Here is a 25,248-nt window from a genome sequence, read left to right as displayed (position 1 = left end):
GAGCTTTTAAGCGAGGTACTTATAAATCCAGTAGCAGTAAGTACTTAGCTATGAAGCGTTCTTTAATTTGTTCTAACGGGTAATCACCATCCGAGAACAAGTAATTGAGTGCGATACCATCGATATCGGCGATTAACATGTGGCCATCGACAATGCTGTTGGCATTTGAGATGTCACATAAAATGACTTCGAAAGAGGTCATCATCTGCTGGTATCGTTCATCCAACAGATCCTTCAATATCAGCCTTGTTGAGGGCTGGCATTTCAATTGGTAATCAAGTTGATAAAACCGTTTTTGTTGTGGGTCGGCCATTGACAAGAAGATGTGCTCGATAAGATTCACAAATCTCTCTTTTACCGACATTCCTTCACTAGATTGGTCAACATTTTCACCGACTTCGCTAATGATTTCAGCCATGCGAACAAACACTTGTCTTAGTAGGTCATCTTTGTTTTTGAAATGATGAAAAACTAAGCCCTTCGATACTTTCGCCGTTTCACACACTTGTGAGATAGACGTTTTTTCAAAGCCTTGTGTCGCGAATAATTCAATCGCGGCTTGGATTGCTTGCTGCTTCTTGTCCATGGGAATCACTCAATTAATTTACAAACCGACTATCCGGTCTGTAATTCATGGTGCGGATAATATACAACAACGAAGGGGGGCGCAAGATCTTTAAAGATCGTTTTTTAGGATCGATGTTTGGCTGGTTTTTCTTAAGTGAGAGTGACGTCGAACTGCATTTTGTTTGGATTCGAGATTTATCAGGAACGGAAGTTTAGGAAGAGCAGCAAGCTAAAGAACGGGGAGGCTCTTTAGCTATAGAACGGAGTTAGTTGGTTTATTGTTTGCCTAACGAGGCGGCAAAACATTCTTGGTTCGGGTTACGCAGTTTTATTATGGTTTTGCTTGGGTCGACACAGTTGAGGGCATCATCATCGAGATTGGCGTGACTGAAATCGGTACGGAATAGATCCGCACGATACAGATCAACGTTGAGCATTTGTGCGTGGCTCATGTCTGCGTTTCGTAAGTCGGCATCGCGAAACGTCGCGTTGTTCAGGTTCGCGTGGCTGAAATTGGCGTAGGTGATGTCAGTCTCATTCATGTTTGTGCCTGATAAATCGGCGCCACTAAAGTTGGCTCGGATTAGGCTGGCACAACGCAGGTCTAGGTTTTGAAGTACTAAGTGGCTTAGGTCGGCATTACGTAATTGCGCTCGTTCGCCGCCTTGGTTTTCTAGCCACAGTTTGTGTTGTTCAAGAATAGAATCAAGCTCTTGCTGAGTGTAGGTATTCATAATTACACCACCATTTTCAAAAGAGATACTGATATTGGGTATCCCTTTGTTTCGTCTCTCGCTGTCTCGTCTTTTGTTATCGTGCTTCTATCTATTGAGCTTCTTTCTATCGAGAGCTAGCTAATCTTGCTGTGCCATATCTCGCTGTCTGGGCCGACAACACATTCGCCATCCACTCGCATTGATAAACGAATCAGGCATCGTTTAACCACTTCTTTGAAATCGTCTTCAGGCAAGTGTCTTACTGAATCGACCAAGGCTTTGCAGTGCGGAGCGGTTTGCTCTTTTAAGGTGTAGAACACCCACTTGCCTTTCTTCTCATGGTTGAGCAGGCCAGCTTTGTAGAGCATTTTTAGATTACGAGACACGTTGTATTGAGTTTCACCAATGATGTCCATTGCTTCAGCCACTGCCATGCATTCATCCACATGCAGGAACAACCAGAACAATCGCAGTCGATTAGGCTCTGATAAGGCTTTTAGCGAATCAATGTATTTTTCATCCATCATGGTTTTACCCTTCCAACTGAGTAGCGCCACTCTTTATGAGCGGCGCGAAGTTTTATTTTGTTCTGAGTAACCGATTTTACACAACGTATTGGAAGATAGCGCCACCAATGATGGCTGTCGTTAAGACGATTCCTACAAACGCGATTACGGCTTTTCTTTTTAGAACTGCAGATACTAGCGCGATTTCAGGCAAACTGGCACCTGTACCACCAATAATTAGTGCCAATGCCGCGCCTAAGCCCATTCCTTTGGCAATTAACACGTTAAGCAGCGGAATTGCCATCTCGATACGCAGGTAAAGCGGGATACCAATCAATGAAGCGATCACGATAGATTGGAAGCTGTCACCGCCCACGTATTTCTCTACCAAGTCTGCAGGCAAGTAAGCCGCCGAGAATCCACTGATCGCCGCACCCAATAGTACATACGGGATGATTCGCTTGAATAAAGCCCAAGCTCCGCCCATTGCATTACGCATTCTTGATGCTGAAGAAGGAGCCGCGCCACAAGTGTTGCCTGTGTTTTTGTTATTGCTCGAACCGGAGCAGCCTTTGCCTTTGGTGTCTTCAAGCTCAGCACCACGTTTGATCTCGTTTCTCCAAGGTGATTTGGATATCAAGTAACCACCAAGAACAGCTGCGGTAAAGGTTACCAAGAAGTAGACCACGGTGATCTTCAATCCGAACGCGGCGTACACCATCGCCAATACGATGAAGTTACACAGTGGCGCGGAGATGATGAAGCTCATCACAGTACCTAATGATGCACCCATCGACGCCATTGCCATGGTCACCGGAACCACGGCTGCGCTACAAAATGGGGTCAACATTCCGAACAATGCGCCTAACAAGGTTCCCCATTTATCGTGCTTGGTCAGCGTCGCTTGGAGTTTATCTTGAGGGATATACTCCCGCATGATGCCAGTCAGAACCGACACAATAGCGATGATAACGACCAGACCTTTGGCCACATAAAAGAACTCATTTAACGCAATAACTAATTTAGCATCCACAATTGGAATCTCTAGCAAGTGAAAAGAGGCTTGATCATATACATACATGCACAATCGTGCAAGTGTGTATATTTGGATTGGTTGAAAATAGACAAGGATAAGCGTGCTTGTGGCCTGTGGTTTTCTTTCGGGATGGCTGCGTTTTGAATGGATTTAATTTTAATAATCAGTGGATTAGGTTTTTGTGAGAAGTGGGGGGAGGGTGTTTAAGGGAAGAGGATTAGAGGCTGAAATAAAAACGGTGTTATGACGAATCCGCCATAACACCGTTGTTTGTTCTGATCTTTAGGTTGTTTATTTTAATTTTTAGGCTCTTAACTAAAGGGTGTTTTTATACACCTTGCCGTCTTTCATGATCAGCTTTTGTGTCTCTGTATTTGCCACACACGCTACGCCTTCCAGTGGGTTACCGTCGATAATCAATAGGTCGGCATACGCACCTTCAACAATCTGACCTAGCTTGCCTTCTTGGTAAGGGTGTTGGTAAGTCGACATTTCGAACAAGCGTCCGCAGTTTGATGTCGCCATGCGAAGTGCCGTGATGGTATCGAACACTTGCTCAATCGCACCAAGCTCATTCAGTTGAGTGGCATGGACGTAGGTTTCGCCAACACAGTCGGTACCAAAGGCGATGTTTTGGATGTCGTATTTCTTAATCAGTTCTGCCGACTTAAACATCGCTTTACCTACACGCTCTGTCTTGCGGTATGTCTCTTCGTTCGGCAGCGGAATTTTGCGTTCTGCAATCAATGAAGAGGTAAAGTAAGACGGAATCACCCAAATGCCTTTCTCTTTGATGATCTCGGCAATGTCGTCATCCATAATTGTCGCGTGTTCGAAAGACATCACGCCTGCTTCTGCTGCTCGGCGCATCGCATCGGAGGTGTGGATGTGCGCAGCAACATAAGTACCGTAGTCTGAAGCGGCTTGTACTGCGGCTTCCATTTCGTCAGAAGTGAATTGTAATGTGTCTAGCGGGTCGAAGGTTGATGATGCACCGCCGCCAGCCATGATCTTGATTTGTGAAGCACCCATAAACAGCTGCTCACGTACTGCTTTCAATACTTCTGAACGGCCATCGGCCACTTTCATTGCGCCTTGCTTCATCATTGGCGAGTCTTCGTGTCCATTAGCTAATCGTTCTTGCGCTTGGTTTTGACGGTAATCGGAGTGACCACAGGTTTGAGATATCGCCGCCATCGAAGGAAGAATACGTGGGCCAGTCGCGTAGCCGTTGTCGATACTTTTCTTAAGGCCGAGGGTGTTACCCGCCACATCACGAATGGTGGTAAAGCCGCGCATCAGCATCTCTTCTGAAATCTTTGCTGAGCGAATCGCCACTTCTTCACGAGTCATGGTGTCAATGACATTAAAAGACGCAGATAGCGTGATATGAACGTGCGCATCAATCAAACCTGGCATTACCGTGCCACCTTGAGCATCAATGATTTCATCCGCTAACGTTGCATCAATCTCGCCAATTTGAGTAATCAAGTTGTCTTCAATAAGAAGTGATACGTTCTCGATTAGGTTGTTATCAACACCGTTAAATACGTTCGCGTTAGTGATTAGCTTTTTCATAGTCTCCACCTTTTGGAAATGAGTGTGTGTCGCTGATGGGGTCATCATATGGGGCGCAGCATTTGAAGAATGGCCATTTGGTGACAAGCAATGACGAGACTTATCTTTTGGTGCTTTTCTATATTTTTAAAAATTGCTTTATAGAGGAAAGCTAATTACTGACGTGAGAAATGAACAGCCGATAAAAACTAACAATTTTGAATGGAATGGTTGTGGTGTCATCAAATGGTAAGTTTTGCTCCGATTCGAACGCTAAGATGTATTTCAAATCGAGGCTACTTATCCAATTAGAGAGAAACAGAATGACTAAATCAGACAAAGTTTATGGGTTCAACACACCACAACGTCTATTCGTAGGTTACACGTTAGCTGTGCTGGTGGACTTAGTGGTCCTTAACTTTTTCGATGAGTACTGGGACTTCGTCAACATTGAATCCTTCACTATCTCTTTGATAGCGGCTTTGCTGCTGCAGTTATTGTTGAAGCTCTCTATTGGTTTGGAACACAAGATTGCCGAGCACTTCAAAAGTAAGCCGGGTACCGCACCTAAGGTTTACCGAGCAATCACGACTTACATCATCTTGGTGGGTTCAAAGTTCGTGATGCTAGAAGCGATTAACTTACTGTTTGGCGAGAAGGTGAGCTTTACTGGCCCTTGGAATGGTGTGGTGGCGTTCTTCGCCGTGGTATTTACGATTCTGATTGCTGAAGTGATTGTATCGAAGATCTACTTTGCACTTGATGATAAACAAGAATCAAACTTGAAAGAAAAGACAGCTTAAGCATAAGTAGAATAGAACATAGGGGAGTTCGGAATGAACCCACAATTGAAAAGGGCTAGCAGGTTTGCTAGCCCTTTTTTAGTTTTGTATTAATCGCCAATCAAAGTACGAAATATCCCGCAAGAGCTCTGCCGAACCTATCTTCAGATTAGCAAAAACCATAACGAAGTCATGATTCTTTTTCGTTTTACTTAGGACGCTATGGTGTACAGGTACTTTGCCCAAAACTGGCGAAATAGAGCGCTATCTCATTGAAATTCATAAACTGTCGTTAGTGTCGATATTTCTTTACTCAAAAATCAATATGCATATTGTGTCATATGTGTTTTTTACACATATGTTTGTGAAGGGAACACCACAAACCGATAAAGGAAATCCAATGAAAGTAATCTTATCTAACCTTGGGCTTGCGATAATATGGTTCTTTTCTTCGCTCGTTAATGCACAACCGCACCTTTCCGTTCAACCGTATCCTCCCGTTCAACCAGATCTTCCGGTTATTGCCGATGAAGTGAAATATCAGTTGTCGAACCAAGAGTTGGTTGAGACATCGGGTGGTAGACACACACTGCAACTTGAACACGCTGGTGCGTCATTCATTAAGCTTCATTTCAAGTCTCTTAATGTACCGAAAGGCAGCGTGCTACGTCTTAAGTCAAGCACCAGTAGTGAGGTTCTGGAGTACCGTGACAGCCAAATAGGTTGGTTTGCTCAATCGATCTCCAGTGATTCTGTCGTCATTGAATCAATCTCCAATTCAAACGGTCAGCATGTTCAGTTTGAAATTGATTACTACATGGCAGGTAAAAGTGCAGACGAAGAGGCCTTAGCGACGCTATCGACTTGTGGTGTGAATGAACGCAAAGACGTTGTTTGCTGGGAAGACTCTCACGCAGACAAAGTGGCTTGGACAACACCCGTCGCAAGGCTACTCATTAATGGTCGCAGCTTGTGTACGGCGTGGCGTGTGGGGCCAGACAACCATATGTTCACTAATAACCACTGTGTCGCATCAGAGTCTGAGTTGAGAAATACCGAGGTGTGGTTTAACTATCAGCGTCGCACGTGTGATGGTTCTATGGCGACAACGGTTAAAGTGATGGGGAATAAAATACTCAGCACCGATTATGACCTGGATTACACGCTATTTACCGTCGATGATTTTTCAAAGATAGCGTCGTTTGGTTATCTAGGGTTAGACGCTCAAGAGCCGATGTTCGGTGATGGGATTTATATTCCTCAACACGGAGCGGGTAATCCGAAAGAGCTTGCCATTGAGAGTGATCAAAATGGTTCAGGATTGTGTCAGATCGATGTGGCTTCAGCGAATGGCCGAGGGTCAAATACGGATACTGGTTATTTCTGTGACACGATTGGAGGCTCTTCTGGGTCACCTGTTCTGCGAACCGATAACAACAAAGCCATTGCTTTACATCATTTCGGAGGCTGCGAAAACCAAGGCGTGAAAATCAGCAAGATTTGGCCATTGGTGGCTTCGCATTTCAATGACGTGCTACCTAATGGCTCGGTTGGTGAGCCTAAGAATGAAATCCCGGAAGTGACTTTAGACAGTTTAGTCTCCGATATCGCACTGACTTCAGGCGACCAAAAACTGTTTGTACTTAAGGCGGCGAATCGTACTGCTGGTGTTACCGTTACGATTAATTCTGGTGTTGGGGATGCCGACCTATACATTCGTTCTGGACAACAGCCAACCAAAAGTGACTACGACTGTCGCCCGTATCGTTCCGGTAACTTCGAGTCTTGCGATGCACTTAAGGCTGATGAAGACCTCTACATTATGATTAACGCGTTCCGCAGTTTCTCTGGTGTGTCTCTTTCTGTGTCGCAATCTCAGTGACCATATTCAAATCAAGAAAATATTTAACTCGATAACTCTATTTATATAACGGTCATTATCGAGCCAATACGTTAGACTAAATTAATAATAAAAAGACGGGTCATATAGGCTCGTCTTTTTTATTTTGATAATTAAACAGAATGATTAATAATTTTCAATTTGGTTTAAATATTGATTAGTTAATGCTAGTGAAATGTAGATGTTCTTTAAATATTCATCTTTCCCAATTAACCATTATATTTTTGAGGTGTTGTTAGTTCTAGAGGGAAGATATACCTGATGGCAAACTTTAACATTCATAAAACCAATCATTGCTTTAACCAAGATCACAAATATCAATAAGCGCTATGTTGCATATTTTATTTTTGAGTTATTTTCCTGCCGCCAATCATAAAGGAAAAATAATAATGAAAAAAACAATAGCGTTAGTGTCTGTAACCGCCTGCCTAAGTCCGTTTGCTTATGCTGATAATAGTAACGTTATCACAGGTGAATCGCCTGAAGGTGTCTACGTTCAATACCAATCGATGAATCAAGTGACTGAATCGATGAAGCAAGATGGCTTTACGTTGCATCGTTGTGGGATCAACACGCTTCGCAATAATATCCAAGCAAATCAAGGCTTGGAAGTCCCTCATAGTCAGATCCAATGTGTATATTCAAAACCGGGTCAATCAACGAGTGATGAGTCTGAGCTCATCTATTGGCATTTGAACATTCTTTACAGCATGGAGAATGAAAACTTCATTGCTGAGAGTGAATTTGCTGAGCATTATACCAGCGAGATCTATACTCATAGCCCTGAATATCTTCTAGACATTGGCCCGAATTATTACCGTCAACGCTCGGAAGTTGAAGCGTTGGGAATGAAGGTAGGTGAATGTAACCTACAAAAAATCTATTACTTTAGTGCGCCTACGGAAGAGTCATACTTATCAGATATAGCATCTTGCCCTGTATATAAGGCCGACGGTGAGCTTTCTGGTAATATTACAGTGGAAATTAATCATACTCCTGCTAATTTAGGTTACAGTGAGCGACTTGTTAATTTTTATGCAATTTAACAAATGACCGTATAGTTAATAATATAAAACTAGAATCGTATTTTCTTATTAAGTTAAATAACATTTAATAATTTAAAAGGGTTGGTATTAATACCAACCCTTTTTCGTCGTCCGTTTATTTTGAACCGTCGTAAACCACATCTCCTTGCAACACTGTCATCAACACCTGTGTTTTGGCTATTTGTCTTGCTGACACTGTGGTTATGTCTCGGTCGAGAATGGCGAAGTCAGCCGATTTACCCACCTCAATGGAACCTGTTACGTCTTCAATCCCAAGGCTTTTAGCTGCATTGATCGTATAAGCGTCGATGGCTGTGTAAATATCGGTTAGGCCTGTTTTTCCCATGATTAAGCTGTTCGCGATGCCGACCAATGGGTTGATGTCGTGTACGTTCCAGTCACTGCTTAAGGTGATATTAGCGTCGGTTTTGAGTATCGCGTCTAGGTTCATCATGGCTTTGGCACGGCGAGCGCCAAGGAAAGCTTCGGCCCATTGGTGTTGATGCTTGGCTACGTAATCGGAACCGACTTGGAAATCTGCCGAGACATTGAGTTGTTTGAAGCGAGGAACATCTTCATCATTGATTAATTCAATGTGGGTTAGGGTGTAAGGTTTTTTCGAGCCTTGTTTACGGACGCTTTCGATTGCATCAAGGGATTCACGAACCGCACCATCACCAATCGCATGAATGTGCGCACTAAAACCAATTTCATCGAGCGCGCTGAGCCACTCTTTCATCTGTGCTGGTGGAATGTAGTTCAAGCCATTCGGCGACTGCGGTAGATAAGTATCCAAGTAGGGTGCGAGTGTTTTTGCTGTGCCATTAATGAAGATACCATCGCTGTACATTTTCACCTGATCGACCAGTAGCAGACGGCTTTTGTCATCGGAATACATCTTTTCGAATACTTCGAGCTGAGACGGGATCGCCATTGATGGGTAAACCCAAGGGCGCAAAGATACACGAGCTGTTAAATCTTGGTTTTGTTCTGCCTCTAGCCAAACGTCATACCAACCGCGTTTCCAGTACATTCGGCCGTCACCTATGGTGGTAATGCCGTGTGCAGCGGCCTCTTCAAGTCCGAACATTAACCCTTGGTAATTTTGCTCAAAGAGCTCGCTTTGGCTGTTCCAAGCCATCTCCATGATTTGGTCGCCAGCATTATCCAATAAGATGCCGTTAAGTTTTCCGCTATCAGAATCTTTTAGATATGCACCGCCTTGTGGATCTGGCGATTGCTGGCTGATTCGGGCGATTTTCAGTGCCTTTGAGTTGACCCACATTGAGTGTGAAGTTTGCTCCATAATCACCACGGGGCGGTCTGGAAAAATACTATCGATGATCTCAAGTGGTGTGTATTCAGAGTCGCTGTCGAGTGTCGACTCCAGAGAAAAACCATAACCCATTAACCAGCCTCGACCATCGGTTTCGGCATTGATTTTACAGGCTTCTAAGTAAGGGATTTGTTCTTCGAGTGTGGCTTCAGAATCCAGTTCGCAATTGCCACCTAGCTCTGAGGCGGCTTCAAAAACATGATTGTGATTATCAATGAACCCCGGCAACACAAAGGCATTTTCTAAGTCGATGACATCGGTATTCTGCCCTTGAAAAGTTTTCGCGTGCGAGCGTTCGCCAATGAAGATGATCTTGCCTTTATGGGTAACGATCGAGTCCGACTCACGATGCCCGTAGATGTCGGCATTGGTGAAGATCTGGTCTGCGGTTTGGCTATTCGTCTCTACTTGATTTTGAATAGTCGGTTGGCTTTGAGCAGCTGTGCTGTCTTGTGCAAGTACCGGCGAAATAGTGCCTAAGCTAGCGAGTAATGCAATCCATGCAGTGCGTGGCAAAGTGAGCTTGTTGTTCATTCTTATATTTCCCATGTTCCACTGTTTAATAAGTATAGAAAGCGAGTGGCCAGTGTGAAACTCTACATGAATGACAAATAAAAACTGAGATTAATCAACAAGCTGTCGTTTGAATGAGCTTCTAGTTACGACTCTTGTCTTAGGCTGTTACGCAGATCTTTTTTGTATTCTTCATGAGAGTTATAGCCATAAAGTTTCCAAGTGTTTTCACCTTTAATGTTGTGGTTGTAGGTGATCTCGCCTATCCACTGTTGACGAGTGGCAAGAATCATATCGCGGATTTTTAATAATAAAGTGTCCATAGTTGCTCTCCTGGTTAAGTTCACTTGTAGTATATTTAGCGGTGACAACCGGATGAGTATCGTTAGCGCAATGTTCAATACTTTTCAGTCAATGTACTCATTTGAATGGTTTGATGCGTATACTTTCAATATTAAAAAGTCACTGAGCATCGTAATGAAAGGTTACTTGGAAAAAGTGCCACAACGAATTGGCACGTCATGGCGCTATAAGAAAATTGTCGAGAACAGTAAAAGCTACGGTTGGCATAGACATGAAGAATACGAGATAGCGATACATCGTCACTTTGCTGGTCATAGTTTCATTGGGCACCATCAAAGCGATGTGTTTCACAATCACATGATTTTGGTGGGGCCTGATTTGCCTCATGCTATTTATTCAGAAGAGAGCGCGGACGACTCACGAATATGTGAAACGCATGTGGTTTGGTTTCGCAAAGATTGGATAGAGCAATTAATCACGTGTTGCCGCGAGCTCGAACCGCTGCGTGCTTTGCTAGAGGATTCAAAGAAAGGTCTGCAGTTTTCGCCTGCTACCGCAGAAAAAGCGACGGAACTGTTGAACAATGTGATGGACCAGCCACCACATCAACAACTGCTAATCTTGTTTTCTTTGTTTGCGCTATTGCTTGATGACCAAGACGTGATTCAGTTGATCAACCCTGTCTTTAATGCGGGAGACGAAGATGAGGTCAGCGATAAGCTGGATAAGATTGAAGCTTTCTTGGTGAATAACTTTATCCGAGATATCTCGGTTAACGACTTAGCCAGTCACTTATATATTAGTGAGAGCAGTGTCAGGCGGCTATTTCAAAAGCACTACAATGAGAGTTTTAGCCAACGATTGAAGAAAATTAGGCTCAATGTGGCGTGTGATTTATTGCTTAACACCTCTTTGCCAGTGAATTTGATTTTGGAAAAAGTGGGATACGACAACCAAGCTAATTTCAATCGTCAGTTTAAATCCTATAAGCAAGTGACACCGACTCAGTACCGGTCAGCAATGAAGCATCACTGATTCATTTACTGACTAAACGATTCACATAAGCTTCTGAATAATTTACTGTTATATGAACCAATTAAACGGATTTAACGTATTACCAAGGATGTAAGTTAAGGCTCTCACATGACTTACTCGAATTACTATTAAAACAAGTCGAGGTTAGGATGAAGAAAATATTATTGCTGCTGAGTGTCATCTTATTGGGTGGGTGTGTCGGCATGCCTGAAACAGTAAAACCCGTTCAACAGTTTGAATTGGATAGATATTTGGGCAAATGGTACGAAGTGGCTCGTTTGGACCACTCGTTTGAGCGAGGCCTCAATAGCATCAGTGCCGAATACAGCCTGCGTGATGATGGCGGTGTGAAGGTGATTAACCGCGGCTATTCGGATGAAGATGGCGAATGGAACGAAGCGGAAGGCAAAGCCTACTTTGTCGAAGGCAGTGATCAGGGGTATCTGAAGGTGTCATTCTTTGGCCCATTCTATGGCGCTTATGTAGTGTTTGAGTTGGACAAAGAGAACTACCAATACGCGTTTGTTTCTGGCCCAGATACCGATTACTTATGGCTACTTTCTCGAACCCCAGAAGTTTCGTCTGAGGTAATGGAGAAGTTTACAAAGATGTCTAAAGAGCGCGGCTTCAATACTGATGAATTGATTTATGTGGAGCACTCAAAATAACGGTATATAGAGGTTAATTGGTCTTTACGTAACTTTACGTAAAGACCATGTTATGTGTAATGATAATGAGTCAAAATAACATCTAGGTCAGAGACATAGAGTAGTTATTATGAATAAATCATTATCGAAACAGACTGTTATTTTCCATTGGCTTACCGGCATTTTGTTCATCGCTGTGTTTGTTATTGGGCTTCAATTCGAAGACATGCCGCGAGGCCCCGAAAAAGGCGAGTTAATGGGGCTGCATAAATCTTTAGGTTTGATTGTTTTAGTTGTCGCTCTTTCACGTCTGGCATGGCGTATGAAAGAAGGCGCGATTGCTAGCGTTGCTGTGTTAACGAGAGCACAAGAAATTGCCGCGAAAAGTATCCATCATTTTTTACTGTTGGTGACATTGGCGATGCCCATCTCTGGTGCAGTGATGAGTGTGGCGGGTGGACGTGCATTAGAGCTATTCGGAATTGAGTTGATTGCTGCTGGTGAGAAAACGGAATGGTTGCAGTCTGCAGCTTCTTTCGTTCACGTTAATGCTGTGAACTTGATTATGGTGGCGTTTGCTCTGCATGTGTTAGGTGCATTGAAACACCAATTAGTGGACAAAGATGGCACACTGAGCCGCATGCTTGGTCGCTCATAGTTGTTTTTACCAACAACGGGTTATCAATAACTAAGCTCCAATAGCCAAAACCAGACATCAAGATTACTTCTTATTTAGTGAACCTAACTTTGGTCTTGATAGAACGGTGAATACAAAAGCACTCGGCATGTACCGAGTGTTTTTTGTTTGTGTTACCTGAAAATCATACTCACTAAGCTTGCTTACGAACCTGCAATACGCTCAGTACTGATAGCGAAAGGAAGAACGCAGGGTCACTCCAGCCAAAGCCAACAAAGATACCGGTGAAAGCCGCATACAGTGTGATGATCGCACCCAGCATATTGGCGATAACCAAACCTTGGATGAGCTTTTTGGCGCTGATTCCCGCTTCGATATCTCGCAGTAACCATGTTATCGCTGCAATACCACCAAGGAAGATACTGGTGTGTTGAGACAGAAAGTAAGCGTACTTGTCATTAATTTCCACGCCGTACATAGGCCACATGACCGTTGGTAGGAAAAACAACGCGAAGGCAAAGCCTGCGTAAATGATGCCGTGTAGGCTTAAAAATGTTTTGTTGTTCATTTGTTCTCTCTCTATCTCGTACCTTTTGCTAATTCTTTATTCATTCCATTAGCCGTTGATTGGGCCTTTGTTAATGGTAGTTAATGGCTGGTTTACGTCAAAAATCACGCCGCGAACTTCTTCTACGCCCATCTCTTTCAAGCGAGCGGCATGCATGGCTAAGTAAGTTTCCGCACTGAGTTGATCTTCAAAAAGGTAAACACCACCGCCCAGCTTTTCGGCTTGGTTTTCTGTCCAGATTTTCCAGATCATGCCCGGTTCGTTGTTGATAGACTTGGCTAGGTCAACGAGTGCGTTCGACATCTCTTCACCAAATGGGCCTGAAAATTCAAAATCAACTTGTAGTAGTTTCATGGTGTTTCTCCGTTTAACAAATTTCGTTTAACAAAATCCGCTATAAAAAATAGGTGTTTAAGACAAACAAGCCATTCTCGTTTGTTGTTGAAATTTATATTACCTGTAAAAAACAGACAGAAAAGTTCATAATATTGCCATTAACTGTCAGGATTCTAGACCGATGAGATTAAAGACCACCCTAGACCAATGGCAAACACTCTATGAGATAGACCGCGCTGGCAGCATTCAGGCGGCGGCACTGCAATTGAATAAGAGCCACACCACGCTGATTTATGCGCTGAGAAAGTTGGAAGACCAACTAGGTGTGTCTTTGGTGCAGGTTGAAGGTCGTAGGGCGGTGTTGTCGGAAGATGGCAAAGCCTTATTGCGCAGGGCGAGCAGCATGTTGGAACAAGCGCGAGAGCTGGAGCTTATCAGTGAACAACTGGCGAAAGGTGTGGAGTCTGAAATTGTGGTCGCCGTTGATCATTTGTGCTGCCTTGAGCGTCTTTATAAGCCGATGGCTGCGTTTATGGCAGAGAACAACACCACTTCAATCCAAGTGGTAGAAACGTCACTGTCTAAGACGACGGAAATGGTCACCCAAGAACGAGCCGATGTTGCCATCATCAACCTGCCAATTACTAATTACTCGGCTGAAGCTTTTGGGTTCACTAAGATGGAGCCCGTTGTAGCGAATTCGCATCCGTTAGCTAGCATGTCATCCATATCGCTCAATCAGCTGTCGTCGCTGCCACAAATTGTGGTGAGAGATTTAGGTGCTCAAGCTAGTCAAGGCAGTAAAAAGCAAGGCGAGAAAAAGGATGTGGGTTGGTTAAAATCGAGCCAGCGTATTACGGTCGATAATTTCGACCATGCCTTTGGAGCGGTAGAGCAGGGTGTGGGATATTGCAGACTACCTAAACATATTGTCGATAGCCGAGGAAGTGGCAAGCTCACGGTGTTGAATGTAGAAAATGGCAGTGGTTATCACGTACCGCTGCACCTGACTCTGCCGAAAGGTGCCAAGACAGGTCCAGCCGCAAAACGTTTCTATGAACTGCTTCTTGAATCAGCCCAGAATGAGGACTAAGTGCTATGAGAAACTTAGCTATGAACTATGAACTAAGAGCTAAGAGCTATTAACGAGGTTGGTTGCCGTTTAAGAATAGTGCGACACATTCACGCGTGTAGTGAAGTCTTTCTTCTTGTGACTCTCCGCTATCGTGTCCGAAGAATCCCCAATACGCCGATTTGCCGTGAAACATCAGCAACAGTTGGCGTGCAGCAATGATTGGTGAACTTGATGTTGAAAGCGTTAAGTCACCCGAATCTATTTTCGACTGTAAATAATCAGCGAGTAACTTAGTGGTCTTCTGTGGCCCTGTTTCTAAATAAATAGAGGCGATCTCTGGATGTGTGTTGGATTGGCTAACTGCATTTTGAAAGGTCTGTCTAGATTGCTCATCAAGTAACAAATCTTGAAACTTTACACCAAACTTCACCAATTCTTCTTCCAAAGTGGCATTCATATCAAAGGCTGCAGGGCTGAGTTCGCGCTCCGCACACTTGGTTTGCATGCAGGTTTCGAAAAGTTCGTCTTTGTTTTTAAAGTGAGAGTAGACCGTTTGCTTGGAAACGTTCGCTGCTTTCGCTATCTGATCCATATTGATCTTGAAGCCATGCTCAGAGAAAAGCTGGCTTGCTGCGGTTAGGATCTGCGATCTCTTCTGTTCACTCTTGATGATTTTTGTCACGTGCTGTTTCTCGTTACTTGCTTGGTACTTGGCTTTGCTCAGTTCGATGCATTTCGTTCTGCGCTAAGCATTATGCTTTTTGTGATGGTTTTATCAATCATTAACGATGAAACTTATTTTTAACATAATCAAACTAGACAGTCTAGTTTGGTTTGGTTAGTCTAAAAAAAGAACATGATTGAGTACTGCATAGGAACAGTGAGTATGTATAAATTGATGAAGGGAAGTGCGGTGGCGTTGTCTCTATCGGCTTTTCTTGTTGGATGTGGCGAAAAGGAACAAGCCCAAGAGTCGGTTGATTCAACCGCTGAAGCGGCTTCGAGCGTCCAAACCATTTTAACTGTAGAAACGATGGCCTTGGCGCTGTCTTCCTCTTATGCAGTGCAGCGTGAATATGTGGGTGTGGTTAAGGCGGGTCAGCAGGCCAATTTAGGCTTCGAACTGGCAGGAAAAGTAAATGCGATTTTGGTGGACGTCGGTGACACAGTAACCGAAGGTCAACCGTTAATCCGGTTAGATACCCAACTGCTGCAGACTGAATCTAGCCAATTGAAAGCACAAGCCGAAGAAGTGAAAGCTCAACTGAGTCTCGTGGCCGCGAACTTAAAGCGTCAGCGCTCATTGAAAGCAAAAGGCTTCAGTGCTGAGGCAGAAATTGATTCGTTAACCAGTGAACAGCGCGTGTTGCAGGCGAACTTACTGCGTATTGATGCTTCGGTAAAAGGCAATGAATTGAAGTTGGTTAAGTCGACGGTTCGTGCGCCTTATTCGGGTACTATCGCAACGCGTTTTGTGTCGCTGGGTGATGTGGTGAATGTCGGTAATCCAACTCTTACATTGCTCGCTTCTGAAGGCAAAGAAGCCTTTATCGGCATTCCTGCTCATCAGATGAAAAAAGTAAGCTCGCTTTCTACACCAAGTATTCGTGTCGGGCGAGATGATTTCGCCGTGACTCTGCTGAATCCGGGCGCAATGGTGGATACGCAATCTCGCAGTGTCGGTTTACGTTATCTTTTTCCTGAGCAAGCGTCTGTTTTAGAAGGTCAACTTGCTTACCTTAAGTTTGACGAGCAAATCGATGACCAAGGTTATTGGGTGCCGTTAACGGGTTTGATTGATGGATTACGTGGTGTGTGGAACATCTTCGTGGTGGGTGAAGACAATAAAGTAGAGCGCCGAAGTGTTCAGGTTCTGTTTGCTAATAACCAACAAGCCTATGTCAGTGGTGCCATTACCGAAGGCGAGCAGGTGATCGCGAGTGGTCTACATCGCTTGGTTCCAGGTCAAACCGTGAAGCCAGCCAACGTGACGGCTGAATAGGAAATAGTATGAAAATCATAGAGACTATTTCCAATACTCGACTGCTTATTTTAATGACGGCACTACTGATGGTGAGTGGTATTTCTGCGTTCATGACGCTACCACGTGCAGAAGACCCAGTCATCATCAACCGTTATGCAAACATCACAACCAGCTTCCCCGGTGCCAGTGCCGAGCGTGTTGAAACCTTAGTTACTGAGGTAATTGAGAACAAACTGCGTGAGCTGAGTGAAGTTAAACTGGTGAGTTCAACTTCAAGGCCGAGCGTGTCTATTGTCACGCTCGAATTGAATGACACCATCACCGAGCCAGAGCCGGTTTGGTCTCAAGCGCGTGACAAACTGTCTGACATCGAATCCATTTTACCTGCGGGTTCTCATTCTCCCGATCTCGACAGTGACCACACCTACGCTTTTACCACGATTACTGCGCTGACTTGGTCTGGTGCCGGTGAGCCTGACCGATTAACACTCGGGCGTTATGCCAAAGAACTCGCTAAGCGATTACGAACCTTGTCGGGAACTGAATTCGTTGATGAATACGGGATGCCACAAGAAGAGATTCAAATCAGTTTACGCACTGCCGATGCTGCCGCGCTAGGTCGTTCCAGTGCCAATATCGCAGAATCTTTGGAAGGGGCTGATGCTAAGAACTCGGCAGGTGAATTGGTCAGTGCTTATTCTCGTTTCGGCTTAGAAATCCAGTCTGAACTTGATTCCATTGAACGTATTAAGCAAGTCCCAATCGCGACTGACAGCAATGGTCACATCATCCGCATGGAAGACATTGCATCGGTGAGACGTGGCGAGAAAACCCCACAAGATCAGATTGCCATTATTGATGGTGAGCCGGGCGTGATTGTCGCAGCAAGAATGCATCCTGATCTTCGTGTCGATAATTGGACATCACGAGCGAATGCTCTTATTGAGAAGTTTCAACAAGAGCTGCCCAGCAATATCGATGTCACCGTGTTGTTCAATCAGCAAGGCTATACCGAAACTCGTTTAGACGATTTAGGCAAAAGCTTGATGATCGGTTTTGGCTTGATCTTGATTGTTCTGTTCGTGACCTTAGGTGTGCGCGCCGCAATATTGGTGGCGATTTCTCTGCCACTGACTTCACTGCTTACGCTGTCGATCATGAAGATGACCGGTGTGCCAATCAACCAGATGTCGGTGACTGGCTTAATCGTAGCGCTCGGGATCATGGTGGATAACGCGGTGGTAATGGTTGATACCATTCAGGCGTATCGCTTGAAAGGACAACAGCGAGCAGAAGCGACCATGAATGCATTGAAACATTTATGGGTGCCGTTACTGGGCTCAACATTAACCACGGTATTGGCGTTTGCGCCGATCATTCTGATGCAGGGTGCTTCGGGTGAGTTTGTCGGTGGCATCGCGATTACTGTGTCGTTCTCATTGATCGGTTCTTACGTGATTTCGCATACCTTAATCGCAGGTTTAGCGACCAAGTTACTGCCTAAACAACTCAGCGACGTTGATAAGAAAGGGCAGCACCATTGGTACATGACGGGCTTAAGAATCCCCGCTTTAACACGTTGGTTTTCGTCTTCTGTTCGCTTTGGTGTCACGCATCCAATCATCACTATTGCTTTGGTTTTGTTGGTTCCGTTTACTGGCTACTGGAGTATGTCTCAACTGACTGAGCAGTTCTTCCCGCCATCAGATCGAGACATGTTTGAGATTCAGGTGTACATGCCGCCTCAAGCGAGCATTTATGCGACGAAAAACACCTCTGAAAAAATCGACGACATCATTCATCGCTATCCAGAAGTAGAGCGTATAGATTGGCTAGTGGGCGCTAACTTCCCATCTTTCTATTACAACTTGCAGGCAAGGCAAAACAATGCGCCTTACTTCTCGCAAGCGATGGTCAAAACAGAGAACTTTGACCAAGCCAATGCGCTGATTCCTGAGTTGCAAAAGGTGTTAGATAACGAGGTGCCGGAAGCACAAATCTTGGTACGAAAGCTTAATCAAGGGCCTCCATTTACTGCGCCAGTTGAGCTGCGTGTGTATGGTGAAAACCTCGATACGTTAAAAGCGATTGGTGAAGATGTACGTTTGATTTTGGCAGGTGTTCCTCATGTTACTCACACGCGAGAAACACTGCAGCCTGGTACGCCTAAAGTGTGGTTAAAGGTCGATGAAGACACCGCGAAACTTAACGGGATTTCACTCAATCAGTTTGCTGGCATGCTTCAAACTACGCTTACAGGTCGTGAAAGTGGCTCAGTGATTGAGGGCAGTGAATCGGTGCCAATCCGTGTTCGTGTCGCGGATGATGCGCGTGAAAACTTGGCGCACTTAAGCAATATTCGTTTGCCAATCAGTTCTGATGTCTACTCCACGGGGATTAATGTTTCGACTCTGGCAGAGCTTGAACTGACCACCAGTCGCGGCGCGATTACTCGTCGTAACGGGCAGCGTGTGAATACCATTGAGGGTTACATTGAAGCGGGTGTCTTGCCTCAAACTGTCCTTAATGAGTTCCAAAAACGCTTAGAAAGCTATGAGATGCCATCGGGCTATACGATAGGTTTTGGTGGTGAATCCGCTGAGCGTGACAATTCAGTCAACAGCCTTATCTCGAATGTCGCCGTTGTGGTGGTATTGATGGTGTTGGTGGTGGTGATGTCGTTTAACTCGTTCCGAATGAGTAGCATCATCTTCATGGTAGCAGGATTGGCTGGTGGCCTAGGTTTGCTGTCGGTGTGGATCTTCGGGTATCCATTTGGTTTTACGGTGATCATAGCCATGCTCGGGATTGCGGGCTTAGCGATTAATGCTGCCATCGTGATTCTGACGGAATTGAAACTGGATGAACAAGCTTCATCAGGCAATGTGGATGCGGTAGTTGAGGCCGTGATGTCGTGTACTCGTCATATCAGTTCAACCACGATCACAACCGTTGGCGGTTTTATGCCATTGATCATCGCTGGTGGTGGCTTCTGGCCTCCGTTCGCGGTCGCAATTGTGGGCGGAACGGTATTAACCACGCTTATTTCTTTCTACTTTGTGCCTGTGGTTTATCACTTAATGACTAAAAACCAGCGCAAGAAAGTCGTCACAGCAACAGAATAATCCCTCTCTTAATGACGATTACTCCTCTCCTTTGAGGGGAGTAATACCCACTTTAAACAGATCAAAATACTCATCAAATCGGCTTTCCAGGTCGATCTTTGCCACTGTTTTTCGACACCTAACTGGCATTATTATCAATGAAGAGCCGTGTGTTATTCGAATATCTAATGGGTTTCCGATTGGAGCAATATCTTTTCTAAATACCATTAAAATCCTATGTGAATTCATAAATTTGACGTTCATCACGCTTTGTTTAATTCGCTCTTTCTAATGTACCCAAACATCACCTCGCTTCATCGTTGTTGGTCGCTAGTTTCTAAGATTCTTACTCATCCCTTATCAGCGTTGGTTTTGCATGTGTAGCACATCTATGTCGTGCAGCTGATTTCCTCTCTGTTTTCCATGTTTCACTTTCATAACTGGAAGGTTAGTTTCCAAGTTTGTTTGGTGAGCTTTCAATTTCGACTCCTCATAATGCGCCAAATGTAACAATGTATTTCAAAGTGTAACAATTAAGTCATGTTTTTTGTGTGGTTTTAACCGCGCGGCAATGTTTCGGCTGCGCTGTGCTGTCGTTTTAACTGTGTTGAGATGGGTTTAATTCAGTTTCGCTTTGAGATGCGTCGTTTCACATGCTCAACACATAAATATTCTAATGACCATGACAACCAGTACTCGGGCGTTCGTTCTGAGGCTGGATAACCATCGAGAAAGTTAATGGAAGCTTCAAGATATAAACGCATTTTATCGAGAGCAAATCTGTCGAGGATTGGTTTGGTGGGAACCGTCCTGATGCTCGAAGGATGTAACTCCGCATTGCTCGACCCAAAAGGTAGCGTTGGCGTTCAGGAAAAGGAGCTGATAATCACGGCTCTGTTGCTGATGCTGATTGTCGTCATCCCCGTGATTCTGATGACCATCTACTTTGCCTATAGATACCGCGAAAGTAATAACACAGAAGAGTATGCACCTGACTGGGCGCACTCAACCAAGATCGAAGTGGTGGTATGGACGATTCCAATCATCATCATCGCGATTCTTGCCACCATCACTTGGCGAACAACACACGAACTAGAGCCTTCAAAGCCTCTGGAAAGTGATGTGCAACCTATGGTGATAGAAGTGGTCTCTCTGGACTGGAAGTGGCTGTTCATCTATCCGGAGCAAAACATTGCGACGGTTAACTATGTTGCGTTCCCGAAAGATGTACCGGTGACGTTTAAGCTAACTTCAGACAACATCATGAACGCGTTCTTTATCCCGCGTCTTGGTTCGCAGATCTACGCGATGCCGGGAATGGTGACCAAGCTGAACTTGATTGCTAACCATGAAGGTGACTTCAAAGGTTTTGCATCGAACTACAGTGGTAAAGGGTTCTCTCAAATGAAATTCACCGCATCAGCAATGCCTGACCAAGTGGCGTTTCTAAACTGGGTGGAAAAAGTGAAAGCTAGCCCAGACCGTATTGAAGACTGGGAGCAATTCCGTTCATTGGCTGCGCCAAGTGTTGCTGAACCTGTGACTTTTTTCTCCAGTATCCCACCATTTTTATTCACTGATGTCGTGACCCAGCACCCTGGTTCAATGAACTGTTTGCCGGAAACCCAAGGATAATCGTCATGTTTGGAAGATTAACTCTAGACTCAATTCCCTACCACGAACCCATTATTTTGTTCACGTTAACCATGATCGCTTTAGTGGGTGGTTTAGTGGTGTATGCGGTAACAAAAGCCGGTAAGTGGCAATACCTTTGGAATGAATGGTTTACTTCTGTAGACCACAAAAAATTGGGCTTCATGTACATTGCTGTGGCAATGGTGATGTTAGTTCGTGGCTTTGCCGATGCAGTAATGATGCGTAGTCAGCAATTGCTTTCTGCAGCCGGTGAGACGGGCTATTTACCTCCGCACCACTATGACCAGATCTTCACGGCTCACGGCGTGATCATGATTTTCTTCGTCGCGATGCCTTTGGTTATCGGCCTGATGAACATCATCGTGCCGCTGCAAATTGGTGCTCGTGATGTTGCATTCCCTTATCTGAATAACCTGAGCTTCTGGCTGTTTGTGGTGGGTATCATCCTAACCAACATGTCATTGGGCTTAGGTGAATTTGGCCGTACGGGTTGGTTGGCGTATCCGCCGCTTTCTGGCATTGAGGCCAGTCCGGGAGTCGGGGTCGATTATTGGATATGGGCGCTGCAAATATCCGGTGTGGGTACCACATTAACGGGTGTGAACTTCTTCGCGACTATTTTGCGCATGCGTACTCCGTCTATGCCAATGATGAAGATGCCAGTATTCACGTGGGCATCTTTGTGTGCCAACATCCTGATCATTATCTCTTTCCCTATCTTAACGGTTACTATCGCGCTACTGACGTTGGATAGATACATCGGCACACACTTCTTCACCAACGACCTTGGTGGCAACGTGATGATGTATGTGAACCTGATTTGGGCATGGGGACACCCTGAGGTGTACATCCTGATTTTGCCTATCTTCGGTGTGTTCTCTGAAGTGACGGCAACCTTCTCTCGCAAAAAGCTGTTTGGTTATACCTCGCTGGTATGGGCGACGGTGGCGATCACTATTTTAGCGTTTGTGGTTTGGCTGCATCACTTCTTTACCATGGGTTCTGGCGCCAATGTGAATGCCTTCTTCGGCATCGCGACCATGATTATCTCTATCCCAACCGGGGTTAAGATCTTCAACTGGCTGTTCACCATGTACAAAGGTCGTATCCGCTTTACCACGCCAATGATGTGGACCGTGGGCTTCCTTATCACCTTTACCGTTGGTGGTATGACGGGCGTGTTGATGGCGGTTCCGGGCGCGGATTTCATTCTGCATAACTCGGTATTCCTGATTGCGCACTTCCACAACGTGATCATCGGCGGCGTAGTATTCGGTTGTTTTGCAGCAATTGGCTACTGGTTCCCGAAAGCGACCGGTTTCACTCTGAATGAGCTTTGGGGCAAACGCGCATTCTACTGCTGGATCATTGGTTTCTTAATGGCGTTCTTGCCGCTTTACGCTCTGGGCTTTATGGGCATGACGCGTCGTTTGAGCCAAGACATCAATCCTGAGTTCTTCCCTTTACTGGCGGTTGCGGCTGCAGGTACGGGCGTGATTGCGATGGGTGTTGTTTGTCAGTTCGTGCAGATTTACGTGAGTGTTCGTGACCGCGACCAAAACCGAGATCTAACCGGTGACCCGTGGGGCGGACGAACATTCGAATGGGCAACGTCTTCACCACCGCCGTTCTACAACTTTGCAAAACTGCCTAAGGGCGATGAGATCGATTCGTTCTGGTATCAAAAGCAAAGTGGTGAGTTTGATCCAACTCAGGAAGAAGAATACGAACGTATTCACATGCCGAAGAACACACCAACAGGCATTTATGTGTCTGCATGGGCGTTGGCATTTGGCTTCGCAATGATCTGGTACATCTGGTGGCTAGCGGCGGCAAGCCTAGTAGGCATCGTGGTGACGTGTATTCAACACAGCTACAACGACGATGTGGACTACTACGTGGAAGTTGAAGAGATCAAAGCGATTGAAGCGACTCGACGTGCACAACTTGAAGAAGCAAAGAAACAGTCAGTGAAAGGCGACAATTCTGGTCGTGGTAACAGCGCTGACGGTGACAGTGATAACAACAATAAAGATGACTTGGAGACGACGTATGCAAGCTAATACTCCGTCACACACTTATGATCTTGCACACTCGCATGATCATCACCACGAAGCTGCGGGCAATAAGTTGTTTGGCTTCTGGGTTTACTTGATGAGTGACTGTGTCCTGTTTGCCACGCTTTTCGCGACTTATGCCGTGCTTGAGAGTGGATCTATCGCAGGGCCGACAGGTAAAGACATCTTTGAACTGCCGTTCGTGTTTGTCGAAACCATGATGCTGCTGTTCAGTAGTATCACCTTTGGCTTTGGCATGATTGCAATGAAGCGCAAAGACGTGACCGGACTGAAGCGATGGATAAAAGTTACTTTCGTATTGGGCTTAGCCTTTATCTGTATGGAAGTGTATGAGTTTCATCATTTGATTGCAGAAGGCTATGGTCCTCAAGAGAGTGCGTTCCTTTCTGCGTTCTTTACCTTGGTTGGTACACACGGTTTGCACGTAACGTTCGGTTTGATTTGGATGGCAGTGGCGTATCACCAACTATCAACCAAAGGCTTGAACGATAACATGTCGATGCGCTTCCAGTGCTTGAGCTTGTTCTGGCACTTCCTTGATATCGTTTGGATTTGTGTATTTACCATCGTGTACTTAATGGGGGTGATGTAATGGAACAGCATCTAGATAGCGGTGCAACGGATTACGTGAAAGGCTTTATTGCGTCACTGATTCTGACCATTATTCCGTTCTACATTGTGTGGTCGCATGCGTTACCAAGCACTGAAACTTACGTGATCTTGTTCGGTTGTGCGCTAGTACAAATCTTTGTGCACTTTAAGTACTTCTTGCACATGGAAGCGAAATCGTCCGATGGGCGTTGGAACTTGGTGTCACTGATGTTTACCGCCATTGTTGTATTGATTCTTATCGCTGGCTCGGTATGGATCATCTACAACATGAACGTCAACATGAAGTTGTAGGCTAGGGTATGCTGAAAAGTTATTTGTCTATTGCCAAACCGGGCATCATTTTCGGCAACCTGATTTCTGTTGCGGCGGGGTTCTTCCTCGCTGCAAAAACAGAACCAGCCAGTGCGATGTTGTTACTGACAACGTTAGCGGGTGTAGGGCTTGTGATTGCATCAGGTTGTGTGGTGAACAACATCTTTGACCGAGATATCGATCAGAAAATGAAACGTACCCAGAACCGTGAATTGGTTCAGGGCAACATCAACACAGACGTGGCGTTTATCTATGCGTTAGTCATGTTGTTGGCAGGCACGGCGCTGCTGTTTCAATTCGTTAATCCGATGTCTGCGGTGGTGGTGTTGCTTGGCTATGTGTTTTACGTCTTTTTTTACACCATGTGGTACAAGCGTAATTCCGTTTACGGCACCTTAGTCGGCAGTATTTCTGGCGCGGTTCCGCCGCTAGTTGGCTACCTTGGTGTCACGAACTACCTGAGCTTAGAAGCCGTTCTATTGTTCATCATGTTCTGTTTATGGCAGATGCCACACTCGTATGCGATTGCGATGTTTCGCATTCAAGACTACCGCGATGCAGGCATTCCTGTGTTACCGGTGAAAGAGGGCGTCGACAAAGCACATCAACACATGAAAGCGTATGTGGTGGCGTTTGGCGCGGTTGCTCTGGGGCTATTTTTGCTCGGAGAAGCGGGTTACGAATACCTAGCGGTGTCGGCAGCGGTTTGCTTTATGTGGACCAAAGTGACATTTCGAAAAGTCGATTGCCTCAACTACATTCAGTGGTCAAAGACCGTCTTCAAGGTCTCTCTGCTGGTGGTGATGAGTATCAGTGGTGTCCTCGGGCTCGAACTGATTCCACTGCCTTTTTTGTGAGGTTTAAGCAGGGATAATCTATTAAGCTATTCGCACAAATAAAATACCCCGACCAGCGGGGTATTTTTGTTTGTCTTTTATTTAA

Annotated in this window: 24 protein-coding genes; 14 read left to right on the top strand and 10 right to left on the bottom strand. The window is 45.1% G+C overall.

Annotation, left to right across the window (positions count from 1 at the left end):
* Nucleotides 1-19 precede the first annotated feature (19 nt).
* The 5 genes from BCT49_RS00745 to BCT49_RS00725 all read right to left on the bottom strand — a co-directional run bounded on the left by BCT49_RS00745 (nt 20) and on the right by BCT49_RS00725 (nt 4,403).
* Nucleotides 20-586 carry a TetR/AcrR family transcriptional regulator gene (locus BCT49_RS00745; RefSeq protein WP_102433763.1) on the bottom strand — a complete coding sequence of 189 codons (567 nt, stop codon included), beginning with the start codon at nt 584-586 and terminating at the stop codon, nt 20-22.
* Between the two features lie 256 nt (nt 587-842).
* A complete protein-coding gene (locus BCT49_RS00740) occupies nt 843-1,301 on the bottom strand; it encodes a pentapeptide repeat-containing protein (protein WP_102433762.1) in 459 nt (152 codons plus the stop codon).
* 116 nt (nt 1,302-1,417) lie between these two features.
* Nucleotides 1,418-1,810: an ArsR/SmtB family transcription factor gene (locus BCT49_RS00735; RefSeq protein ID WP_008221742.1), complete on the bottom strand. Its 393-nt coding sequence runs from the start codon at nt 1,808-1,810 to the stop codon at nt 1,418-1,420.
* Nucleotides 1,811-1,886: 76 nt separating this feature from the next.
* Complete coding sequence (locus BCT49_RS00730) at nt 1,887-2,822, bottom strand: permease (protein ID WP_198595798.1); 936 nt, start codon at nt 2,820-2,822, stop codon at nt 1,887-1,889.
* A 318-nt stretch (nt 2,823-3,140) separates the two neighbouring features.
* On the bottom strand, nt 3,141-4,403 hold the full coding sequence (locus BCT49_RS00725) for a metal-dependent hydrolase family protein (RefSeq protein ID WP_102433760.1): 1,263 nt from the start codon (nt 4,401-4,403) through the stop codon (nt 3,141-3,143).
* A gap of 302 nt (nt 4,404-4,705) precedes the next feature.
* On the opposite strand from BCT49_RS00725, the gene BCT49_RS00720 reads away from it, so the two are divergent.
* The 3 genes from BCT49_RS00720 to BCT49_RS00710 all read left to right on the top strand — a co-directional run bounded on the left by BCT49_RS00720 (nt 4,706) and on the right by BCT49_RS00710 (nt 8,110).
* A complete protein-coding gene (locus BCT49_RS00720; protein WP_012604442.1) occupies nt 4,706-5,185 on the top strand; it encodes a hypothetical protein in 480 nt (159 codons plus the stop codon).
* 379 nt (nt 5,186-5,564) lie between these two features.
* Entirely contained in the window at nt 5,565-7,046 is a 1,482-nt protein-coding gene (locus tag BCT49_RS00715) for a serine protease (RefSeq protein ID WP_102433759.1), read from the top strand.
* A 407-nt stretch (nt 7,047-7,453) separates the two neighbouring features.
* A complete protein-coding gene (locus tag BCT49_RS00710; protein ID WP_102433758.1) occupies nt 7,454-8,110 on the top strand; it encodes a hypothetical protein in 657 nt (218 codons plus the stop codon).
* Between the two features lie 115 nt (nt 8,111-8,225).
* On the opposite strand, the gene BCT49_RS00705 is transcribed toward BCT49_RS00710, so the two are convergent.
* Together BCT49_RS00705 and BCT49_RS25745 are read right to left on the bottom strand one after the other, a co-directional pair.
* The gene (locus tag BCT49_RS00705; RefSeq protein WP_102433757.1) at nt 8,226-9,980 is read right to left on the bottom strand and encodes an amidohydrolase; all 1,755 of its coding nucleotides are present in this window, start codon (nt 9,978-9,980) and stop codon (nt 8,226-8,228) included.
* Nucleotides 9,981-10,105: 125 nt separating this feature from the next.
* Nucleotides 10,106-10,282 (bottom strand): hypothetical protein, encoded by a 177-nt coding sequence (locus tag BCT49_RS25745; protein ID WP_017078910.1) that lies wholly within the window; start codon nt 10,280-10,282, stop codon nt 10,106-10,108.
* 52 nt (nt 10,283-10,334) lie between these two features.
* On the opposite strand from BCT49_RS25745, the gene BCT49_RS00700 reads away from it, so the two are divergent.
* The 3 genes from BCT49_RS00700 to BCT49_RS00690 all read left to right on the top strand — a co-directional run bounded on the left by BCT49_RS00700 (nt 10,335) and on the right by BCT49_RS00690 (nt 12,602).
* Nucleotides 10,335-11,297 (top strand): helix-turn-helix transcriptional regulator, encoded by a 963-nt coding sequence (locus BCT49_RS00700; protein WP_102433756.1) that lies wholly within the window; start codon nt 10,335-10,337, stop codon nt 11,295-11,297.
* A gap of 149 nt (nt 11,298-11,446) precedes the next feature.
* Nucleotides 11,447-11,965, top strand: coding sequence for a lipocalin family protein (locus BCT49_RS00695; protein ID WP_102433755.1), 519 nt, complete (start codon nt 11,447-11,449; stop codon nt 11,963-11,965).
* Nucleotides 11,966-12,074: 109 nt separating this feature from the next.
* Nucleotides 12,075-12,602: a cytochrome b gene (locus BCT49_RS00690; RefSeq protein WP_102433754.1), complete on the top strand. Its 528-nt coding sequence runs from the start codon at nt 12,075-12,077 to the stop codon at nt 12,600-12,602.
* A gap of 172 nt (nt 12,603-12,774) precedes the next feature.
* Here BCT49_RS00690 and BCT49_RS00685 read toward each other — a convergent pair whose 3' ends face one another.
* Nucleotides 12,775-13,149, bottom strand: coding sequence for a hypothetical protein (locus tag BCT49_RS00685; RefSeq protein WP_102433753.1), 375 nt, complete (start codon nt 13,147-13,149; stop codon nt 12,775-12,777).
* Nucleotides 13,150-13,197: 48 nt separating this feature from the next.
* Entirely contained in the window at nt 13,198-13,503 is a 306-nt protein-coding gene (locus tag BCT49_RS00680) for a monooxygenase (protein ID WP_102433752.1), read from the bottom strand.
* A 163-nt stretch (nt 13,504-13,666) separates the two neighbouring features.
* On the opposite strand from BCT49_RS00680, the gene BCT49_RS00675 reads away from it, so the two are divergent.
* Nucleotides 13,667-14,578 (top strand): LysR family transcriptional regulator, encoded by a 912-nt coding sequence (locus tag BCT49_RS00675; protein WP_102433751.1) that lies wholly within the window; start codon nt 13,667-13,669, stop codon nt 14,576-14,578.
* Between the two features lie 49 nt (nt 14,579-14,627).
* Here BCT49_RS00675 and BCT49_RS00670 read toward each other — a convergent pair whose 3' ends face one another.
* Nucleotides 14,628-15,242: a TetR/AcrR family transcriptional regulator gene (locus tag BCT49_RS00670; RefSeq protein WP_102433750.1), complete on the bottom strand. Its 615-nt coding sequence runs from the start codon at nt 15,240-15,242 to the stop codon at nt 14,628-14,630.
* 204 nt (nt 15,243-15,446) lie between these two features.
* On the opposite strand from BCT49_RS00670, the gene BCT49_RS00665 reads away from it, so the two are divergent.
* The 7 genes from BCT49_RS00665 to cyoE all read left to right on the top strand — a co-directional run bounded on the left by BCT49_RS00665 (nt 15,447) and on the right by cyoE (nt 25,163).
* The gene (locus BCT49_RS00665) at nt 15,447-16,562 is read left to right on the top strand and encodes an efflux RND transporter periplasmic adaptor subunit (protein ID WP_102433749.1); all 1,116 of its coding nucleotides are present in this window, start codon (nt 15,447-15,449) and stop codon (nt 16,560-16,562) included.
* An 8-nt stretch (nt 16,563-16,570) separates the two neighbouring features.
* Nucleotides 16,571-19,669: an efflux RND transporter permease subunit gene (locus tag BCT49_RS00660; RefSeq protein WP_102433748.1), complete on the top strand. Its 3,099-nt coding sequence runs from the start codon at nt 16,571-16,573 to the stop codon at nt 19,667-19,669.
* A gap of 717 nt (nt 19,670-20,386) precedes the next feature.
* Nucleotides 20,387-21,283: a ubiquinol oxidase subunit II gene (gene cyoA / locus BCT49_RS00650; RefSeq protein WP_102433746.1), complete on the top strand. Its 897-nt coding sequence runs from the start codon at nt 20,387-20,389 to the stop codon at nt 21,281-21,283.
* Between the two features lie 5 nt (nt 21,284-21,288).
* Nucleotides 21,289-23,367 carry a cytochrome o ubiquinol oxidase subunit I gene (cyoB, locus tag BCT49_RS00645; protein WP_102433745.1) on the top strand — a complete coding sequence of 693 codons (2,079 nt, stop codon included), beginning with the start codon at nt 21,289-21,291 and terminating at the stop codon, nt 23,365-23,367.
* Nucleotides 23,357-23,974, top strand: a complete 618-nt coding sequence (gene cyoC, locus BCT49_RS00640; RefSeq protein WP_010439790.1) for a cytochrome o ubiquinol oxidase subunit III — start codon at nt 23,357-23,359, stop codon at nt 23,972-23,974. Before cyoB ends, cyoC begins: the two co-directional genes overlap by 11 nt.
* Nucleotides 23,974-24,285 (top strand): cytochrome o ubiquinol oxidase subunit IV, encoded by a 312-nt coding sequence (gene cyoD, locus BCT49_RS00635; RefSeq protein ID WP_010439794.1) that lies wholly within the window; start codon nt 23,974-23,976, stop codon nt 24,283-24,285. Before cyoC ends, cyoD begins: the two co-directional genes overlap by 1 nt.
* A gap of 8 nt (nt 24,286-24,293) precedes the next feature.
* Nucleotides 24,294-25,163, top strand: coding sequence for a heme o synthase (gene cyoE, locus BCT49_RS00630; protein ID WP_102433744.1), 870 nt, complete (start codon nt 24,294-24,296; stop codon nt 25,161-25,163).
* Nucleotides 25,164-25,248 lie beyond the last annotated feature (85 nt).

The sequence above is a fragment of the Vibrio lentus genome (genome assembly GCF_002875945.1).
Lineage (GTDB): Bacteria > Pseudomonadota > Gammaproteobacteria > Enterobacterales > Vibrionaceae > Vibrio > Vibrio apostichopi.
This window is presented reverse-complemented; position numbering and strand designations above follow the sequence as displayed.

Bases quoted from the DNA above. Each gene is read 5' to 3' on its own strand.
- BCT49_RS00745 (WP_102433763.1), bottom strand. From the start codon at position 586: ATGGACAAGAAGCAGCAAGCAATCCAAGCCGCGATTGAATTATTCGCG.
- BCT49_RS00740 (WP_102433762.1), bottom strand. From the start codon at position 1,301: ATGAATACCTACACTCAGCAAGAGCTTGATTCTATTCTTGAACAACAC.
- BCT49_RS00735 (WP_008221742.1), bottom strand. From the start codon at position 1,810: ATGATGGATGAAAAATACATTGATTCGCTAAAAGCCTTATCAGAGCCT.
- BCT49_RS00725 (WP_102433760.1), bottom strand. From the start codon at position 4,403: ATGAAAAAGCTAATCACTAACGCGAACGTATTTAACGGTGTTGATAAC.
- BCT49_RS00720 (WP_012604442.1), top strand. From the start codon at position 4,706: ATGACTAAATCAGACAAAGTTTATGGGTTCAACACACCACAACGTCTA.
- BCT49_RS00715 (WP_102433759.1), top strand. From the start codon at position 5,565: ATGAAAGTAATCTTATCTAACCTTGGGCTTGCGATAATATGGTTCTTT.
- BCT49_RS00710 (WP_102433758.1), top strand. From the start codon at position 7,454: ATGAAAAAAACAATAGCGTTAGTGTCTGTAACCGCCTGCCTAAGTCCG.
- BCT49_RS00705 (WP_102433757.1), bottom strand. From the start codon at position 9,980: ATGAACAACAAGCTCACTTTGCCACGCACTGCATGGATTGCATTACTC.
- BCT49_RS25745 (WP_017078910.1), bottom strand. From the start codon at position 10,282: ATGGACACTTTATTATTAAAAATCCGCGATATGATTCTTGCCACTCGT.
- BCT49_RS00700 (WP_102433756.1), top strand. From the start codon at position 10,335: ATGAGTATCGTTAGCGCAATGTTCAATACTTTTCAGTCAATGTACTCA.
- BCT49_RS00695 (WP_102433755.1), top strand. From the start codon at position 11,447: ATGAAGAAAATATTATTGCTGCTGAGTGTCATCTTATTGGGTGGGTGT.
- BCT49_RS00690 (WP_102433754.1), top strand. From the start codon at position 12,075: ATGAATAAATCATTATCGAAACAGACTGTTATTTTCCATTGGCTTACC.
- BCT49_RS00685 (WP_102433753.1), bottom strand. From the start codon at position 13,149: ATGAACAACAAAACATTTTTAAGCCTACACGGCATCATTTACGCAGGC.
- BCT49_RS00680 (WP_102433752.1), bottom strand. From the start codon at position 13,503: ATGAAACTACTACAAGTTGATTTTGAATTTTCAGGCCCATTTGGTGAA.
- BCT49_RS00675 (WP_102433751.1), top strand. From the start codon at position 13,667: ATGAGATTAAAGACCACCCTAGACCAATGGCAAACACTCTATGAGATA.
- BCT49_RS00665 (WP_102433749.1), top strand. From the start codon at position 15,447: ATGTATAAATTGATGAAGGGAAGTGCGGTGGCGTTGTCTCTATCGGCT.
- BCT49_RS00660 (WP_102433748.1), top strand. From the start codon at position 16,571: ATGAAAATCATAGAGACTATTTCCAATACTCGACTGCTTATTTTAATG.
- cyoA (WP_102433746.1), top strand. From the start codon at position 20,387: ATGGAAGCTTCAAGATATAAACGCATTTTATCGAGAGCAAATCTGTCG.
- cyoB (WP_102433745.1), top strand. From the start codon at position 21,289: ATGTTTGGAAGATTAACTCTAGACTCAATTCCCTACCACGAACCCATT.
- cyoC (WP_010439790.1), top strand. From the start codon at position 23,357: ATGCAAGCTAATACTCCGTCACACACTTATGATCTTGCACACTCGCAT.
- cyoD (WP_010439794.1), top strand. From the start codon at position 23,974: ATGGAACAGCATCTAGATAGCGGTGCAACGGATTACGTGAAAGGCTTT.
- cyoE (WP_102433744.1), top strand. From the start codon at position 24,294: ATGCTGAAAAGTTATTTGTCTATTGCCAAACCGGGCATCATTTTCGGC.